Annotated in this window: 19 protein-coding genes; 14 read left to right on the top strand and 5 right to left on the bottom strand. The window is 59.6% G+C overall.

The features are described 5' to 3' along the window. Positions 1–24 precede the first annotated feature (24 nt). Together HHJ17_RS10510 and ssb are read left to right on the top strand one after the other, a co-directional pair. On the top strand, positions 25–1,224 hold the full coding sequence (locus HHJ17_RS10510; RefSeq protein ID WP_296505767.1) for an MFS transporter: 1,200 nt from the start codon (positions 25–27) through the stop codon (positions 1,222–1,224). 78 nt (positions 1,225–1,302) lie between these two features. Further along, positions 1,303–1,800, top strand: coding sequence for a single-stranded DNA-binding protein (gene ssb, locus HHJ17_RS10505; RefSeq protein WP_296499403.1), 498 nt, complete (start codon positions 1,303–1,305; stop codon positions 1,798–1,800). Between the two features lie 78 nt (positions 1,801–1,878). On the opposite strand, the gene HHJ17_RS10500 is transcribed toward ssb, so the two are convergent. Further along, positions 1,879–2,103, bottom strand: a complete 225-nt coding sequence (locus HHJ17_RS10500; RefSeq protein WP_296499404.1) for a hypothetical protein — start codon at positions 2,101–2,103, stop codon at positions 1,879–1,881. Between the two features lie 341 nt (positions 2,104–2,444). Beyond that, a complete protein-coding gene (locus HHJ17_RS10495) occupies positions 2,445–2,816 on the bottom strand; it encodes a helix-turn-helix transcriptional regulator (RefSeq protein ID WP_296499407.1) in 372 nt (123 codons plus the stop codon). 369 nt (positions 2,817–3,185) lie between these two features. On the opposite strand from HHJ17_RS10495, the gene HHJ17_RS10490 reads away from it, so the two are divergent. From HHJ17_RS10490 to HHJ17_RS10480, 3 genes are read left to right on the top strand one after another with little or no spacing between them, the layout of a single operon-like run. Then, on the top strand, positions 3,186–3,710 hold the full coding sequence (locus tag HHJ17_RS10490; protein ID WP_296505715.1) for a chemotaxis protein CheW: 525 nt from the start codon (positions 3,186–3,188) through the stop codon (positions 3,708–3,710). Positions 3,711–3,742: 32 nt separating this feature from the next. Beyond that, on the top strand, positions 3,743–5,500 hold the full coding sequence (locus HHJ17_RS10485) for a methyl-accepting chemotaxis protein (RefSeq protein ID WP_296505714.1): 1,758 nt from the start codon (positions 3,743–3,745) through the stop codon (positions 5,498–5,500). Between the two features lie 27 nt (positions 5,501–5,527). After that, positions 5,528–5,725, top strand: coding sequence for a hypothetical protein (locus HHJ17_RS10480; protein WP_296505713.1), 198 nt, complete (start codon positions 5,528–5,530; stop codon positions 5,723–5,725). 175 nt (positions 5,726–5,900) lie between these two features. Here HHJ17_RS10480 and HHJ17_RS10475 read toward each other — a convergent pair whose 3' ends face one another. Next, complete coding sequence (locus HHJ17_RS10475; protein WP_366557532.1) at positions 5,901–6,161, bottom strand: transposase; 261 nt, start codon at positions 6,159–6,161, stop codon at positions 5,901–5,903. A 130-nt stretch (positions 6,162–6,291) separates the two neighbouring features. Between HHJ17_RS10475 and HHJ17_RS10470 the strand changes: the two genes are divergently transcribed. From HHJ17_RS10470 to HHJ17_RS10435, 8 genes are all read left to right on the top strand, one after another. Then, entirely contained in the window at positions 6,292–6,573 is a 282-nt protein-coding gene (locus tag HHJ17_RS10470; RefSeq protein ID WP_296497851.1) for a transposase, read from the top strand. 95 nt (positions 6,574–6,668) lie between these two features. Then, positions 6,669–7,775, top strand: coding sequence for an efflux RND transporter periplasmic adaptor subunit (locus HHJ17_RS10465; protein WP_296505712.1), 1,107 nt, complete (start codon positions 6,669–6,671; stop codon positions 7,773–7,775). Continuing rightward, entirely contained in the window at positions 7,775–11,068 is a 3,294-nt protein-coding gene (locus HHJ17_RS10460; protein ID WP_296505711.1) for an efflux RND transporter permease subunit, read from the top strand. The genes HHJ17_RS10465 and HHJ17_RS10460 overlap by 1 nt, the downstream gene beginning before the upstream one ends. 27 nt (positions 11,069–11,095) lie before the next feature. Beyond that, positions 11,096–12,394: an FAD/NAD(P)-binding oxidoreductase gene (locus HHJ17_RS10455; RefSeq protein ID WP_296505710.1), complete on the top strand. Its 1,299-nt coding sequence runs from the start codon at positions 11,096–11,098 to the stop codon at positions 12,392–12,394. A gap of 40 nt (positions 12,395–12,434) precedes the next feature. Then, positions 12,435–12,659: a DUF2892 domain-containing protein gene (locus tag HHJ17_RS10450; RefSeq protein ID WP_296497841.1), complete on the top strand. Its 225-nt coding sequence runs from the start codon at positions 12,435–12,437 to the stop codon at positions 12,657–12,659. Between the two features lie 45 nt (positions 12,660–12,704). Further along, entirely contained in the window at positions 12,705–13,151 is a 447-nt protein-coding gene (locus HHJ17_RS10445; RefSeq protein ID WP_296505709.1) for an OsmC family protein, read from the top strand. Positions 13,152–13,171: 20 nt separating this feature from the next. Beyond that, complete coding sequence (locus HHJ17_RS10440) at positions 13,172–14,326, top strand: FAD-dependent oxidoreductase (RefSeq protein WP_296505708.1); 1,155 nt, start codon at positions 13,172–13,174, stop codon at positions 14,324–14,326. After that, positions 14,323–14,613: a metal-sensing transcriptional repressor gene (locus tag HHJ17_RS10435; RefSeq protein ID WP_296497833.1), complete on the top strand. Its 291-nt coding sequence runs from the start codon at positions 14,323–14,325 to the stop codon at positions 14,611–14,613. The genes HHJ17_RS10440 and HHJ17_RS10435 overlap by 4 nt, the downstream gene beginning before the upstream one ends. A 70-nt stretch (positions 14,614–14,683) precedes the next feature. Here HHJ17_RS10435 and mnmA read toward each other — a convergent pair whose 3' ends face one another. Together mnmA and HHJ17_RS10425 are read right to left on the bottom strand one after the other, a co-directional pair. Further along, the gene (gene mnmA, locus HHJ17_RS10430; RefSeq protein WP_296505707.1) at positions 14,684–15,799 is read right to left on the bottom strand and encodes a tRNA 2-thiouridine(34) synthase MnmA; all 1,116 of its coding nucleotides are present in this window, start codon (positions 15,797–15,799) and stop codon (positions 14,684–14,686) included. 10 nt (positions 15,800–15,809) lie between these two features. Further along, on the bottom strand, positions 15,810–16,319 hold the full coding sequence (locus HHJ17_RS10425) for an NUDIX hydrolase (protein WP_296505706.1): 510 nt from the start codon (positions 16,317–16,319) through the stop codon (positions 15,810–15,812). 137 nt (positions 16,320–16,456) lie between these two features. On the opposite strand from HHJ17_RS10425, the gene HHJ17_RS10420 reads away from it, so the two are divergent. Further along, positions 16,457–17,584: a Re/Si-specific NAD(P)(+) transhydrogenase subunit alpha gene (locus HHJ17_RS10420; protein WP_296505705.1), complete on the top strand. Its 1,128-nt coding sequence runs from the start codon at positions 16,457–16,459 to the stop codon at positions 17,582–17,584. Positions 17,585–17,591: the final 7 nt, after the last annotated feature.

Raw genomic sequence — 17,591 nt, 5'->3', positions numbered from 1 at the left:
AAAATCCCTGTCATGGCCAGCGTGATGACGCCTGAGGAACGGCGCGCCAGCTTTTCGCTGGCCACTATTTTTGCCCTGCGCATGCTGGGGCTGTTCCTGATATTGCCGGTGTTTGCGATCGAAGCGGCCAAGTACCCCGGCGGGGATGATCCGACCCTGATTGGCCTGACCATGGGTATTTATGGCTTGACGCAGGCCATGCTGCAATTCCTGTATGGCATGGCGTCGGACCGGCTGGGGCGCAAACGGGTCATTGTGTTTGGTTTGCTGCTGTTCGCCGCCGGCAGTTTTGTGGCAGCCTGGGCGCCCAGCCTGACCTGGCTGGCGATTGGCCGTGCGGTGCAGGGGGCCGGCGCCGTCTCGGCGGCTGTGACCGCCTTGCTGGCAGACCAGACCCGGGATGTGGTGCGCACCAAGTCCATGGCGCTGGTGGGGGCCAGCATCGGGCTGATGTTTGCGCTGTCACTGGTGGCTGCTCCTTTGCTGGTGGCGCATATCGGGCTGGCGGGGCTGTTTGTGATGACGGGCGCTTTGGCGCTGGCGGGCGTGGCCGTGGTCATCTGGTGGGTGCCGGCCGAGCCTTTGCAACATAAAAACATGCCGCGTGGCCGTCTGCTGGAGGTGCTGCGCCTGCCGGCCTTACTGCGTCTCAATTTTGGCGTGTTTGTGCTGCACGCGGTCCAGCTGGCCATGTGGATGGCGGTGCCCGCCCTGCTGGTGCAAGCGGGTTTGCCGCATGAGCACCATTGGTGGGTGTACCTGCCTGCGGTCTTGGCCTCGTTCTTTGTCATGGGCAGCACGCTGTTCCCGCTGGAGAAGCGGGGTTACCTGCGGGCTGTGTTTTTGACCGCGGTGGGCTTGATCGCCGTGGTACAGCTCGGCTTTTGGCTTGTGGCCGCTTCAGGCGCACCGAGTGTGAGCGCTCTGGCTGTTTTGTTATTTGTATTTTTCTGTGGCTTCAATGTGTTGGAAGCCAGTCAACCCAGCCTGGCGTCGCGTGTGGCCCCGGCGCATGCCCGCGGCGCCGCCATGGGGGTCTACAACACGCTGCAATCACTGGGATTTTTTGCCGGTGGCGTGCTGGGCGGCTGGCTGGTCAAGCACCTGGGCGCGCAGGGCCTGTTTGCCGGCTGTGCCGCAGGCATGCTGTTGTGGCTGGTGGTGGCCTGGCCGATGCGGGCCCCGGTTGCCAATGCGCCGGGGCTGGTGGCAAAGGCGGGATAATCAAATTCTGGATCTTGCGGGACCGACCGTCGCAGCATCGCTGCAAGCTCTGTCCTCAACACTTTAAAAAGGAAAACCATGGCATCCGTTAATAAAGTCATTCTCGTGGGCAACTTGGGGCGCGACCCCGAAGTCCGTTACCTGCCCAGTGGCGACGCTGTGGCCAATATCACCATTGCCACCAGCAGCAAGTACAAGGGCAAGGATGGCAACATGGTCGAAGAGACCGAGTGGCACCGTGTCACGTTTTTCGGCAAGTTGGCCGAAATCGCGGGCCAGTATTTGAAGAAGGGCCGTCCCGTCTATGTGGAAGGCCGCATCAAGACCCGCAAGTACACCGACAAAGACGGCGTAGAGAAATACGCGACCGACATCATCGCCAATGAAATGCAGATGCTCGGTGGCCGTGAAGGCATGGGCGAACCCTCCCACGACGATGAAGGCTCTGGCGGCGGTTATTCCCGCCCGGCACCCGCCTCACGTCCCCAGGCTCCGGCGTCTGCGCCACGTCAGGCCCCGGCACAAGCCAAGCCTGCGAGTGGGTTTGACGATATGGACGACGACATTCCATTTTGATCAGCACGTTTTTGTAAAAAAGGCCCGTGGCATCAACGCTACGGGCCTTTTTTCTTGACGGGGTGAGTCGCCAGTAACTCAAGTCGGGCCAAGCTTGGCGCTAATCAGCGCCTCGTCGAGCGAGTCGAAGGTGGTGTTATGCCGGTCGGTCAGCGGGCCGCCACCGGGAATGACGTCGCCATTCTGCTCGTAACCAATGGCCTTGAACTTCCATGTCCCGTTGATCAGCTTCAGGTTGCCTACATGTTCACCCTGGTCCGTCAGGACACGGTAGACGAGGTCATTGAATTTGGTGAGTTTCATTTTGTTCATCCTAGCCCAACTGAGTTGGAGTGTGTGCAAGCCAGGCATCCTGCAAGGGCGGCAGGAGGGGTCTGCCGCCGCCCTTCACTCAGCCCGGGCGTCCATCCAGTCGACAGCCTGCAGAGAAAATTTCATTTCAGGCATTCCTTGACCGCTTTGTCCAAGTCATCGACATGGATCAAGATGGTTCTTGATGGCCGCATGCGGGTGCTGAAATTTTCATCGACAGAGATACGGCAATCGCTTGTTGAGGCTTACCTTGCGATCGGTTACGACGACGATGTCGTCGAGTTTTGGGACCACTTGGACGCGAAGCAACTCACGCCATCAAGCCTCGCGGCTTAGTGCTGGCGTTTGGTCTGGAGCTTTTTGGCGCGCAGGTGCGTCGCCATTTGATTAACGATGTTGGCGACCATCGCACGGTCGTCAGGATTCAGCTCCGCGAGTTGGCTAGCAATGGCAGCGGCTTGGTCCGCGCTCCGATTGCTGGCTTCGAGCAGCAGCTCGTCCACGCGGCAGCCGAAGAGCTCCGCGAACTCAAATAGACGGGCCAGGGTCGGCGGCACCATGCCTCGCTCGATCCGCGAAACCGTCTCGGCGCCCACTTCCAACGCTTCGGCTACATCCTCTTGGGTCATTTGAGTCTGAGCTCGCGCGCGGGCGATGAGCGCGCCAACGGCTTTGGCGATTCGTTTTTGTTGTTGGGGGGTCATGGGCATTCTCAAACAACATGGATGGTCGTCTCCCAACTGAAAAATATGAAGGACATACAATGTTGCCTATCAACCGTTTATGATGTCTACGCGTTGCGGATTGGCGCGAATCGAGCCATGGCGAAAACAAGGAGCAGGTATGGGGGTGGATTGACTACTTCATGGTTTCCGGGACCGGACAAGCCGTAGTCAACGGTTGTCGCCTGGATTCAAGCGTTGCGGGTTGGACACCTGTTCAGGTTCGCCACCCGCGCTCGCAATGGTCACATTTCGAATGCATGTCAACAATATAAGGGTAAACCCGGGGGGGGGGGGGGGTAACTGAATAACAATGACCCCCTGGCATTTTAAAATAGGGACGGTGTTGAGATGGATCAAACAGATGTTGCGGTAAGCAACGCGATAGCAAATTCGAACCCGAAATCGGGCTCACCGGAACTCACGATTCGCGAGTTCCTCGCCTTCAAACTCGGAGATGAAGAATACGGCATGGACATCCTGCGCGTGCAGGAAATCCGCTCCTTTGAGCGCCCCACCCGCATGGCCAACGCCCCGGCTTACATCCTGGGCGTGGTCAACCTGCGTGGCGTGATCGTGCCCATCATCGACATGCGCATCAAGTTCAACCTGGCGCAGGTGAACTACGACACCTTCACGGTGGTGATCGTGCTCAACATCGGCAAGCAGGTGGTGGGCATGGTGGTCGATGGTGTTTCCGACGTAATCACCTTGACGCCGGAGCAGATGCGCCCGGTGCCCGAGTTCTCCTCAGCTATTGGCAGCGACCACCTGCTGGCCATCGGCTCGCTGGAAAACCGCATGCTGATTCTGCTCGATATCGAAAAACTCATGACCAGCGCCGAGATGGGGCTGGTCGCGCCAACCTTGCAGTAAGCCTCTCACCTCAGACATCAAAGGACAACATCATGAAATTCTCTGACTTCAAAATCGGCGCCAAGCTCGGTGCAGCCTTTTTTGTCGTGATCTTGCTGACCGCCAGCCTCGGTGGCTTCGCCGTCACCCAGCTCGCCAAAATCAACGACAGCACCGCAGACCTCGCCACCAGCTGGCTGCCCAGCATCAAGGTGCTGGGACAGATACAGAGCACGACGAACCAATTCCGCCGTGCCCAGGCTATCCATATCATGACCGTCGATGACAAGGAGATGGACACCGTCGAGAAGCGATTCGAAGAGCTCAAGAAGAAGCTCGCCGAACAGCAGACCGCCTATGAACCGATGATCACCGCCGGCGAGGAGAAGAAGACCTACGAGCAGTACAAGCAGCATCGCGATGCCTTCTTTGCCACCCACCTCAAGCTGCTGCCGCTGTCACGCGGCGGCGACAAGACGCTAGAGCAAGCCAAAGCCTACTACCGCGGCGAATCGCGCAACGCATTCGCCGCGATGGACGAGGACATAGAGATCCTCATCGAGATCAACAATAAGGGCTCTGACGTGGCCTACAAGTCCGCACAGGCCACCTACTCGCAAGCGCGTGCCTGGGTCATCGGCATGTTGGGCAGCGCCATTGTCATCGCGGCGCTGCTGGCGGTGTGGATCACGCGGCTGATCACCCGCCCGATAGCGCAAGCCGTCAACGCCGCCGAGCGCATTGCCGTCGGCGACCTGACGGTGGAGCTGAACGCCGAAGGCAAGGACGAAACTGCACAACTGCTGATCGCGATCAAGGCGATGCAGACCAGCCTTGCCAAGGTGGTGAGCACCGTGCGTGAGGGCTCCGAGGGCGTGGCCACGGCCAGTGCACAAATCGCCCAGGGCAACAACGACCTGAGCCAGCGTACCGAGGAGCAGGCCAGCGCACTGGAAGAAACAGCAGCCTCGATGGAGCAGCTCAGCGCCACAGTGAAGCAAAACGCCGACAGCGCCAAACAGGCCAACCAGTTGGCCCAAAGCGCCAGCACCGTCGCCGTCAAGGGCGGCGAAGTCGTCGCCCAGGTCGTGGACACCATGAAGGGCATCAACGATTCGTCCAAGAAAATTGCCGACATCATCAGCGTGATCGACGGCATTGCCTTCCAGACCAATATTCTGGCATTAAACGCCGCCGTGGAAGCGGCGCGGGCCGGTGAGCAGGGCCGCGGCTTTGCCGTGGTGGCCACTGAAGTGCGGAGTCTGGCCGGGCGCTCGGCGGATGCCGCGAAAGAAATCAAGAGCTTGATTAACGCCAGCGTGGAGCGGGTCGAACAAGGCACGGTTCTGGTTGATCAGGCGGGTGCCACCATGACCGAGGTGGTGGGCTCAATCCGCCGGGTCACCGACCTCATGGGCGAGATCAGCGCGGCCAGCACCGAGCAGAGCCAGGGCGTGGCGCAGATCGGCGAGGCGGTGCAACAGATGGATCAGGTGACGCAGCAAAATGCAGCGCTGGTGGAAGAGATGGCAGCAGCAGCAAGCAGCCTCAAATCGCAGGCGCAGGATTTGGTCGGCACGGTGGCAGTATTCAAGCTGGCGCAAGGAGAGGGTGGCTTCGCACCTGGCAGCCATCATGCAGTCACGCCGCTAAGCCACAGCGCGCCGAAGCAGTTTGCCCCAGTCAGGAAGGCTGCGCCCAAGTTCAAGGCCGCCTCCAAGCCAGTGGCATTGGGTGCGCCCGCAGCAACGCCCAAGGTTGCGCATGACAGGGCCGCGAAAACGGGCGGCGACGATTGGGAAAGTTTCTAACCGAAATCATCGACTGGTGCCGCAACCATGACAAATTCCAACTCACACGAGAGCACTGAGGCAACTGTTTCTGATCTCGTTGTTGCCTTGAATGAACTGCGAGACACGTTGATTAATGCCTCGCTGATGCTGCAAGACCTCCAGTTTGAACTTGATTCAGTGATGCGAAGTGCGGCGATTGAGCATTCAAACGAGTTGATGGAAAGAGTCAAAGCTCCGGGCTGACTGGGGCCGCAATGGTCGCTACATGCCGAGTCTGGGTTGCGATGCTGGGCGGGTCAAAGGACCTATAAAGTTCACATCTTTGCGATACGCAGAAGGTGGCAGCAGCGAAGGGCTGATGCTGATCGTGAGGGATGCCACGCACGGCTGGGATAGGTTCAGTTGGTAGTAGGAGTGATTATCTGAGCACTCGTGGCCGTTCCTTGTTGGGTCCTGCAATGAGTGGGAGACCGGCAGCGGGATTGCCTGCACCGTTTTGGCCTTGCTGCTCCGCTTCAAATTGGCTGACCCAGCGCCTGACGGCACTTTCGCCAAGTTTCATGTCTTTACAGACTTGGCTGATGCTCAAGCCTTGGGTTTTTACCATTTGAGCCACCTGGAGCTTGAAGCTGGCGTCAAAGGTTCTTCGGGGTTTTGGTTTATTCACTTCTGTCGCCATTTAGGTTTGAAAAAACCTATCGTTGTATCTTTTTAACTGATGTTACGCAGCCACCCCTGATAGGCTTCATGGATGAAAAAACCTGACCTGGATTTGTACACGGACTATTTGTTGAGCACCTTGCAGTGACTTGACTTGCGACTATGGCGCCATCACCACGACCTACAAAAAACGCTGGCAAGTGGAGGTATTTCACAAATCATTGAAGTCCAATGCCAACCTGGCCAAGTCCCCCACGCGGACGCTGCGAACCCAAAGCAACCACGTCTTCATGGCCATTTACGCCACGTTCAAGCTGGAATGCTTGAGCATTACAAACAAGCTCAACCCCTTTGCGCTTTGTCGCAAGCTACTTATCAACGCATCTCGCACTGCCTATGCCCAGCTTCAGCTGTTCCGAGCGGTTGCGTAACATCAGTTTTTAAATTAGACCACCACAGACACTTGTCGAATCTTGTACTGTGGGGGGTATGGATATATACTCCGCTCAGTATCTTAAGGTGCCTCATGAGTTCACTTGCATTCCCCGTCTTTTTCCGTTCTGCCCGTCACGCCATGCCGTGGTTGGGTGCCGTTGTCATGTCTTTCGCTGCGGCGCAGGGCGTGATTCAAGTGCCAACCGTGCAGGTGCAGGCCAAGGCGGTGGGGACTGTATTTGAGTTGGATGGGGTGATTCAGCCGGTCAAGCAGAGCACGATTTCGGCGCAGACGAGCGGGCGCATTGCCACGCTGGCCGTCAAGGCTGGCGACAAAGTGCGGGCGGGTCAGTTGCTGGCCATCATTGATGACCGCGAGACCCAAACCGGGGTTCAGCGTAGCCAGGCGCAGGTGGCGCAGGCGCAAGCCGAGCTCCGCAATGCGCAGTCCAATTTTGATCGCACACGTGATTTGCAGACCAGGGGCTTTGTCAGTGCCGCGGCACTGGACACGGCCGAATCCCAACTCAAGGGGGCATTGGCCGGGCGAGACCAGGCCGGTGCGGGCGCCAGGCAGTCGGCCTTGGCGCAGGGCTTTACCCGCGTGACCGCTCCTTTTGAGGGCTGGGTGCTGCAGACGCAGGTCGAAGCAGGCGATCTGGCGGTCCCGGGAAAACCGCTTCTCACCCTCTATGCGCCGTTGCCTATTCGGGCGGTTGTCCAGGTGCCTGTCTCGCGCGCGAGCCAGGTGCGTGCGTCGGGTGCCGTGGATGTGTTGATGCAAAACAGTGAAGGGGGAACCCAATGGATTCGACCCGTGTCGCGCAGCACCGTGCCCACGGCGGATCCGGTGTCGCAAACCATTGAATGGCGTCTTGAATTGCCATCGGAGGCGGCAAAGACCTTGTTGCCAGGCCAGCAGGTGCGGGTGCGTTTTACCGGCGGGCAGGCTAATCGCACGCTGGTCCCTGGCGCCGCGGTGTTGCGGCGAGGTGAGTTGACCGCCGTTTATGTGGTGTCGGGCAAGGGCTTTGTACTCAAGGCAGTCCGTTTGGGGGTTGACCACGGGGCCGAGGGTGTTGAGGTGGTGGCCGGTCTGATGACGGGTGACCGCGTGGCGCTGGACCCGGTGAAAGCCGGTCTGGCGGGTGCACAAGCGATGTCGCAAGCCGCCGCCCAGCCGGCTGAGGTCAAGTGATGGACATGAAAGACAAGCCATCCATGGGCATTTCCGGCCGGATTGCGGCGGCATTCCAGACCAATGCACTCACGCCCTTGCTGGCGCTGGTCGCTTTGCTGTTGGGCCTGTTCGCGGTGTTGGTCACGCCGCGTGAAGAAGAGCCGCAAATCAATGTGACGATGGCCGACGTGCTGATTCCTTTCCCAGGCGCCAGCAGTGTGGATGTGCAGAACATGGTGGCGCGACCGGCCGAGCAGGTACTGAGTCAGATCGCCGGCATCGAGCACACCTATTCCGTGGCGCGGCCCGGTTTGGCCGTGCTGACCGTGCAATTCAAAGTGGGTGTGCCGCGCACGGAAGCTTTGGTGCGTTTGTATGACGTGCTCAATGCCAATCAGGACTGGCTGCCGCGCGATCTGGGCACGCTAAGCCCCATAGTGAAACCCAAAGGTATTGATGATGTGCCGGTGCTCGGGGTGACCTTGTGGAGCCGCGAGGCCTTGCCTGCCTACGAACTGGAGCGGGTCGCCCATGCGGTGGAGATCGAGCTCAAGCGCGTGCCCGGTACGCGCGAGGTGCAGACCATTGGCGGGCCGGGTCGGGCGGTGCATGTATGGTTGGATCCGGCACGACTGCGTGATCGGGGCATCGATATCATGAGTCTCAAGCAGACGCTGGCGGCGGCCAACTTTGGCATGCCCTCCGGGTCAGTGCTGGATGCGACGACGCCATCGGGCCAGATGCTCAGTATTGAGGCGGGTGAATTTTTGCGTTCGGCGCAGGACGTGGGTGACCTCGTCGTCGGCGTGAGCAAGGGGCTGCCGGTCTATTTGCGTGAGGTGGCACGGGTTGAGTCCGGTGCTCAAATACCACAGCGTTATGTCTGGTTTACCCCCGGCGACGCCGCTGCACAGCCCGTGGCATCGACGACGGACAAGGTGGCCGGCAGTGTGTACCCGGCGGTGACGCTGACCGTCACCAAAAAGCCGGGAGAAAATGCGGTTGATGTCGCGCAGGCCGTCCGTGAGCGCATCAAGGCCCTGAGCAACACCGTGATTCCCGCCAACATGGAAACCACCATCACCCGTGATTACGGGGAGACGGCGGCTGAAAAGGCCAACAAGCTGATCCAGAAGCTGGCCTTTGCCACCGGCTCGGTCATCTTGCTGGTTGGCTTTGCCTTGGGTCGGCGCGAAGCGGTGATTGTGGGCGCAGCGGTCATTCTCACGCTGACTGCCACGCTCTTTGCCTCCTGGGCCTGGGGTTTTACGCTCAACCGCGTGTCGCTGTTTGCACTGATTTTTTCGATTGGTATTTTGGTGGATGACGCGATTGTGGTGGTCGAAAACATTCATCGTCACCAGAAACTGACGCCGGATGCCACCCTCAAGGACATCATTCCCCGCGCGGTGGATGAGGTCGGCGGCCCCACCATCCTTGCCACCCTGACCGTGATTGCAGCTTTGCTGCCGATGGCCTTTGTGTCCGGCCTGATGGGCCCCTACATGAGTCCGATCCCGATCAACTCCAGTCTGGGCATGGCGATCTCCCTGGCGATCGCGTTCACGGTCACGCCCTGGCTCGCGCTCAAGCTGATGAAGCCGCAAGGGCATGCACCGGCTGACCCCGGTAGTGCCAAAGGGTTGGGTCCGAAACTCCAAACCCTGTTCACGCGGGTACTGACCCCGCTGCTGGACAGCGCCCGCAAGCGTTGGTTGCTGTTGGCGGGCATTCTGGTGGCCCTCCTGCTGTCCGTGGGCCTGACGCTGGTTGAATGGGTCGTGATGAAGATGCTGCCGTTTGACAACAAAAGCGAGTTCCAGGTGGTAGTGGAAATGCCGGCCGGCACACCGCTGGAAAACACAGCGGCCACGCTGCATGAGTTGGGCGCTTTTTTGGCAAAACAGCCCGATGTTTTGAACTTGCAAGCCTATGCGGGAACCGCGTCGCCGATCACCTTCAATGGGTTGGTGCGGCAGTATTATTTGCGAGCCGATGCGGAGCAGGGTGACCTGCAGGTGAACCTGGTGGACAAGCACCATCGCAGCGAAAAGAGCCATGTGATTGCACAGCGGCTGCGCCCCGATCTGGAAAAAATTGGCCTGCGACACAACGCCCGCATCAAAGTGGTCGAGGTGCCGCCTGGCCCGCCGGTGATGTCGCCCTTGATGGCCGAAGTCTATGGTCCGGACGAAGCGGGGCGCCAGCAAGTGGCCAGCCGCGTGGCGAAGGCTTTTGCCGATACGCCCGACATCGTCGGCATTGACACTTCGCTGAAAGAAAATGCACCGAGGGCCTTCTTGCGGGTGCGCCGCCAGCAGGCCGAATCATTGGGCATTCCTGTTTCGGTGATTGCGCGGAGTGCGGCGATGGCCCTGTCGGGAACGGATGCGGCTTACCTGCACGATGGGCAGTCCAAATACCCGGTGCCGGTGCGCTTGCAACTGCCGCAGACTTCCCAGATCGGTCTGGATGCCTTGTTGGCCATTCCACTGCGTGCCGCCAACGGCCAGATGGTGCCCTTGTCCGAACTGGTGCAGATCGAGCGTGGCGTGATTGACAAACCGTTGTTCACCAAGGACCTGCAGGGGTTGAGCTATGTGTTCGGCGACATGGCAGGCAAGCTGGATTCACCGTTGTATGGTCTTTTTTCCATCCGCGACAAACTGGCCGCTGCGGCCTTGCCGGGGACCGGCAAGCTGGGCGAGTACTGGATTCACCAGCCTGCCGATCCGTACCGTGAGTACGCGATCAAGTGGGATGGCGAATGGCAGATTACCTATGAAACTTTCCGTGACATGGGGGCTGCCTATGGTGTGGGCCTGATTCTGATTTACCTGCTGGTGGTGGCGCAGTTTCGCAGTTACCTGACGCCGCTGGTCATCATGGCCCCCATTCCGCTCACCCTCATCGGTGTGATGCCCGGGCACGCCCTGCTGGGGTCGCAGTTCACAGCCACCTCCATGATTGGCATGATTGCACTGGCCGGCATCATTGTGCGCAACTCGATTTTGCTGGTGGATTTTATCGAGCTGCAAGTCAGACAGGGTATGCCGTTCAAAGACGCCGTGGTGCAGTCGGCTGCGGTACGGGCGCAACCGATCGCATTGACCGGCCTGGCCGCCATGATCGGCGCCTTTTTTATTCTCGATGACCCGATCTTTAACGGGCTCGCCATCACCCTGATTTTTGGTATTCTGGTGTCGACCCTGCTCACGCTGGTGGTCATTCCTGTCCTCTATTACGCGTTGTTCAGACGGCGTATGGAATCGCGCGCAGACGCGAATGCTCCTAAGGTTCATCCTACTTAAATCAACTACATCTGCAGGAGACAAATCATGGCTCACATCGTCATCATGGGTGCTGGCATCGGCGGCGTGCCCGCCGCTTACGAACTTCGCGAGTTGCTGGCCCAAGAGCACCGCATCACCGTCGTCAATACGACTGACTATTTCCAGTTTGTTCCGAGCAATCCCTGGCTTGCCGTGGGCTGGCGCGAGCGCGAGCAGATCACGCTGCCGATTGGGCCGTATCTGGAGCGCAAAGGCATTGCCTTCATTGCCAAAGCGGTGACCCAGATTGATGCGCCGGCCAATCGCTTGACGCTGGACGGTGGCGATACGCTGGACTATGACTACCTGGTGATCACGACCGGCCCCAAGCTGGCTTTCAACGAGGTGCCGGGGGCCGGCCCCCTCACGTCGGGCGGTGGTGGCTTCACCCACTCGGTGTGCAGCGTCGACCATGCGCAAGAGTTTTTTGCCGACTATCAGAAATTTCTCGAAAACCCCGGTCCACTGGTGATTGGCGCGATGCCTGGTGCCAGCTGCTTCGGCCCGGCTTACGAGTTTGCCTTCATTCTTGATACCGACCTGCGCCGGCGCAAATTGCGCCATAAAGTGCCCATGACGTACGTGAGCAGTGAGCCCTACATCGGGCATTTGGGGCTGGGCGGCGTGGGTGACAGCAAATCCATGCTGGAGTCCGAAATGCGCAACCGGGACATGAAGTGGATCACCAATGCCAAGACCACCCGGGTTGAGGACGGCAAGATGTTTGTCACCCAACTGGATGATCTGGGCAACGTTTACAAAGAGCATGAACTCGGCTTCAAGCTGTCGATGATGCTGCCCGCCTTCAAGGGCGTCGATGCGGTGGCCGCTGTCCCGAACCTGTGCAATCCGCGCGGCATGGTACTGATTGACGAGTTCCAGCGCAGCAAGGCCTATCGCAACATTTTTTCAGCCGGTGTGTGCGTCGCAATTCCCCCGGTGGAAGTGACGCCCGTGCCCACCGGAACCCCCAAAACCGGCTACATGATCGAGAGCATGGTGGGCGCCATCGTGCACAACATCGCGGACGAGCTGGCGGGTAAACCGGCCGAAGCCAAAGGCACCTGGAATGCCATCTGCCTGGCCGACATGGGCGATACCGGGGCCGCCTTTGTAGCCTTGCCGCAGATCCCGCCGCGCAACGTGAACTGGTTCAAGAAGGGCAAGTGGGTTCACCTGGCCAAGATCGGATTTGAGAAATATTTCATGCGCAAGATCAAAACCGGCAACTCAGAGCCGATCTACGAAAAGTATGTGCTCAAACTGTTGGGCATCGTGCGCTTGGCGGACAAAACCAAGTCGTAAATTTCACCCTTTTGTTTAAATTGTTTATAGGAGTTTCACCATGACCGTTCAACGCTACATCGTTGTCATTGCCGGCCTTTTCATCATGATTTCACTGGCGCTGGGGGTGGAGGGCAGCCCCTTCTTCGTCAGTAAATGGGCGCTTGCCTTCACGGCATTTGTCGGCGCCAATCTGTTCCAGTCGGGCTTTACCAATTTTTGTCCGCTGGGCATCATCCTGAAAAAACTCGGTGTGCCTGAGTCGAAAATCGGCTGCGCCAACTGAGATCGCAAGTCAGCGATATCGCTTCACATTTTTTCAGGAAACGCCATGAGTGAGACCAGCATCCACGTTCAGCTCCAGCAAAAGCAGGACTACCAGTTTGACATTCATTTCGGGAATGCGATTCCGTCGCTGTTAGGTGATGAACCCGCGCCGCTGGGAAGTGGGCAAGGCCCGTCGCCGGTGCAGTTGCTGGCGTCGGCGGTTGGCTGCTGCCTGTCGGATTCCTTGCTGTTTGCGTTGCGTAAATTCAAGCAGGCCCCCGAACCGATTCGGTGCGAAGTGGAAGCCGATGTCGGCCGCAATCCCGAGGGGCGAATCCGGGTGCTGGGCATCAAGGCGGTACTGACGCTGGGGGTGCCCGCCGCCGCGTTAGCGCACCTGGACCGTGTGCTCGAACAGTTTGAAGCCTACTGCACGGTGACGCAGAGCGTGGGGCAAGGTATTCCGGTCAGTATCGAGGTGGTCGATGCGCTGGGCGTGCGGCTGAAATGAGTTCAACCGGGAATCTATCGATGAATGCTGCCGGCCCCTCCCGCGTGACCGTGATTGGGGCGGGCTTTGGCGCGCTGTCGGTCGTGCGGGAGTTGCGCCGGCGGGATGCCTGCGTTGACATCACCTTGATTGCACCGCGCGCCGAGTTGCACTATTTGCCCGGCATCATCTGGATTCCCAGTGGCTTGCGCACGCGTGAGCAACTGGTGGTGCCGCTGGATAATTTCTTTCGCCGCATGCGTGTCCAGCATGTGGCGGGCGACGTCACCGGCCTGCGTGCCGGTGGGCGCATCGTGGACCTCATCACCAATGGCGTCGCGAGCGAAGTGCGCAATGACGCGCTGGTGATCGCCTCGGGTGGGCGCTTCCTCAAGAAGCTGCCGGGCATCGAGCACGCCATCACGCCGTGTGAAGGCATTGCGTCGGCGGAGCGCATCCGCGACCAACTGCAACAAATGCAGGGCGGCACCATTGCCTGCGGCTTTGCCGGCAACCCGAACGAACCCAGTGCGGTGCGCGGCGGGCCCATATTTGAATTTTTGTTTGGCCTTGACGCGCAACTCAAACGCGAAGGGCGGCGTGACAAGTTTGAGCTGGTGTTCTTCAATCCGTCGACCGAGCCGGGTAACCGTCTGGGCGCCAAGGCGGTACGCCATTTGCTGGATGAAATGGCGCGGCGGGACATCCACACGCATCTGGGCCACAAACTGAAAGCGTTTGAAGCCGACAAGATCGTCACCGAAGGTGGCGAATTCAAAGCCGACATGATTCTGTTCATGCCGGGCATGACCGGCAACCTGTGGTTTGACCAGACGGAGCTGGCGCGTTCACCCGGTGGGTTGCTGAAGGCCGATGCGCACTGCCGTGTGGAGGGGGCTGAGCATGTCTATGTGGTGGGGGATTCGGGCAGTTTCCCCGGCCCGGACTGGATGCCGAAACAAGCCCACATGGCGGACTTGCAGGCTGCCGCGGCGGCCGCGAACCTGCTGGCCGGCTTGCAGGGGCAGGCCGCCAATGCAACTTTCAAGGTGGAGCTGATCTGTATCATCGACGCCCTTGACCATGGCACGCTGGTATGGCGTACGCCCCAGCGCAACATCATCTTGCCCCCATCCCGTTTGTTTCATTGGGCCAAGCGCGGATTTGAGTGGCTGTATTTGAGGAAATACCAATGACTAAACTGACGGACGCCACCGCCCGGACCGACATCCTCAATCGTCTGCGCCGCGCCGAGGGGCAGATTCGGGGCGTGCAACGCATGATCGAAGAGGGCGAAAGTTGTCTCAAGATCGGGCAACAATTCTCGGCTGTGCGCAAAGCGCTGGACAGCACCTACCTGCGGATGACGATGTGCTTCATGGAGCAGGAGCTTGAAACCTGCATGCAGCCCGATGAGGCCCAGAAACCCGCGCTGGACCACATGCTGAAAGACATGGAAGCCCTGCTGGCCCGCATGGGTTAAGCGGATTTATAGGAAATTGGGCGCTAGCCCCCGTCAATTGTGCGCAAGTAGCTATTAAATTAATAGCGTATCAAGCGCTAATCACGCCGCCGCCCAGGCACACTTCTCCGTCGTACAGCACCGCCGACTGGCCGGGCGTCACGGCCCACTGCGGGTCGGGAAACGTCAGGTTGAATGTGTCACCGGCGCCCGCGGCCAGTGTGCATGTGGCATCGGCCTGGCGATAGCGGGTTTTGGCCGACAACTGACCGGCGACCGGCGCCGTGCCGGCAACCCAGCTGGCATCTTGCGCCGTCAACGTGAAGGACTGCAGCCACGGATGCTCGTGCCCCTGCACCACCCACAGCGTGTTTTTTTCCATGTCCTTGCGCGCGACAAACCAGGGGGCGTGCTCGCCACCGCCTTTTTGTGCGCCTTTGGCTTTGATGCCGCCGATGCCCAGACCCTGGCGCTGGCCCAGCGTGTAAAAGCTCAAGCCGACATGCTGGCCAATGGTGCGACCCTTGTCATCCTTGATGGGGCCGGGTTCCTTGGCGATGTAGCGGTTCAGGAAGTCGCGGAACGGCCGCTCGCCAATGAAGCAGATGCCGGTGGAATCCTTCTTTTTGGCGTTCGGCAGACCAATCTCCAGGGCCAGGCGACGCACCTCGGTTTTGAGCAGTTCGCCCACCGGGAACAGCGTTTTGGACAGCTGCGCCTGGTTCAGCCGGTGCAGAAAGTAGCTTTGGTCCTTGGACGGGTCCAGGCCCTTGAGCAGCTCATGCTTGCCGGTGGCGTCGTTCAGGCGGACCCGGGCGTAATGGCCGGTGGCAATTTTTTCCGCACCAAGGCGCAGCGCGTGGTCCAGAAACGCCTTGAACTTGATCTCGGCATTGCACAAAATATCCGGGTTCGGCGTGCGCCCGGCCTGGTATTCGCGCAAGAACTCGGTGAATACTCGGTCTTTGTACTCCGCTGCAAAGTTGACGTGCTCAATCTCAATGCCAATGACGTCGGCCACGGCGGCCGCGTCGACAAAATCGATGTTGGAAGAGCAGAACTCCGAGTCGTCGTCATCTTCCCAGTTCTTCATGAAGATGCCGATGACCTCATAGCCTTGTTGCTTCAGCAGCCAGGCGGTCACCGCCGAGTCGACGCCTCCGCTCAAACCCACTACCACCCGTTGTCCAATGTGTTGCTTGTCCATAGGGATGGGATTATCCCAGTCGCAGCCCCTGTTGATCCGCCACCGTCGGATCGGTGTACAAAAAATTCAGGGGGTAACGCTGCCCCGCCAGATAGTCGTCCATACAGCGCACGACGGAGGTGCTGCGGTGCCGTGCCGCGCTGGCACGAATTTCATCCGGCGTCATCCAGAGCGTTCGCACGATGCCCGTATCGAGGGACCGGCCGGCTTGCACTTCGCCCACGACGCCGCAAAAAGCGAAGCGCAAATAGGTGATGTCCTCGGCATCGGCTTCGCCACTGGCGAGGCGCTGGAACCGGGACATATAAACGCCCACCAGCGCGGTGGGGCGGAAGGGCTGTGTGGTCTCCTCCAGGGCCTCGCGGGCGCAGCCCTCGATGAGGCTTTCGCCGGGATCGAGGTGCCCGGCCGGGTTGTTGAGCTTGAGGCCCTCGGGGGTGTGTTCTTCCACCAGCAGGAATTTGCCGTTCTGCTCAATGATCGCGGCCACCGTGACGCTGGGTTTCCATCTTGTGTTCATGCCGGATTATGCGCAACTTCCACACGAAAATGTGACCGGCAAGCAGGCGACAGGCCGGGCTAACCCGCCTCAAAAAGCCAATAAAACTGATGTAAGCTTGCGGCAAGCTAAAAATCAACTAAAAGAGGAGTCACCCCATGCTGATTGGTGTACCCACTGAAACTACAGTGGGAGAAACCCGTGTTGCCGTCACCCCCGAGACGGCGAAAAAACTCAAAGCGCAAGGTCACACGATTCGCATCCAGTCCGGTGCGGGCGTGTCGGCCAGCGTGCCGGATGACGCCTACACCGCCGCCGGTGCAGAAATTACCGATGCCGCAGGCGCTTTCAGTTGTGAGCTGGTCCTCAAAGTGCGCAGTCCGTCGGAGACGGAAGCGACGCTGATGAAGCCCGGTACCTGCGTGGTGGGCATGCTCAACCCGTTTGATGCCACCGGCTTGCAGCAGCTGGCGCAGGCCGGCTTAACCGGCTTTGCGCTGGAGGCAGCGCCCCGCACCTCGCGCGCCCAAAGCATGGACGTGCTGTCGAGTCAGGCCAATATTGCTGGCTACAAAGCCGTGATCATTGCCGCCAACCAATACCAGCGCTTTTTCCCCATGCTGATGACCGCTGCCGGCACCGTGAAAGCGGCCCGCGTCGTCATTCTGGGGGTCGGGGTGGCGGGCTTGCAGGCCATTGCCACCGCCAAGCGGCTCGGCGCCGTGATCGAGGCGTCGGATGTGCGCCCCAGCGTGAAAGAACAGGTCGAATCGCTCGGCGGCAAGTTCATCGATGTGTCGTATGACACGCCGGAAGAAAAAGAAGCGGCGGTCGGCGTCGGTGGTTATGCCAAGCCGATGCCGCAAAGCTGGCTGGACCGGCAAAAAACGGAAGTCGCCAAGCGCGTTGCCATGGCCGACATCGTGATCAGCACTGCGCTCATCCCGGGTCGACCGGCCCCGACGCTGATCACCGAAGAGATGGTCAAAAGCATGAAGCCGGGTTCGGTGATCATCGACATCGCCGCTGGCAAGGGCCCCAATGGCGGCGGCAACTGCCCGCTGTCCGAGGCTGACAAAACGGTGGTGAAGTATGGCGTCACCCTGGTGGGCGAGACCAATCTGCCGGCCTTGGTGGCGGCCGATGCGTCGTCGCTGTATGCCCGCAATGTGCTCGACTTTCTCAAGCTGATCATCAGCAAAGAGGGCGCGCTGAACATTGACCTGAATGATGACATCGTCGCGGCCTGCCTGATGACTCAGGCGGGCGAAGTCAAACGCAAGTAATGACCTT

Origin of the sequence: Rhodoferax sp., assembly GCF_012927445.1 — a bacterium.
GTDB lineage: Bacteria > Pseudomonadota > Gammaproteobacteria > Burkholderiales > Burkholderiaceae_C > Rhodoferax.
This window is presented reverse-complemented; position numbering and strand designations above follow the sequence as displayed.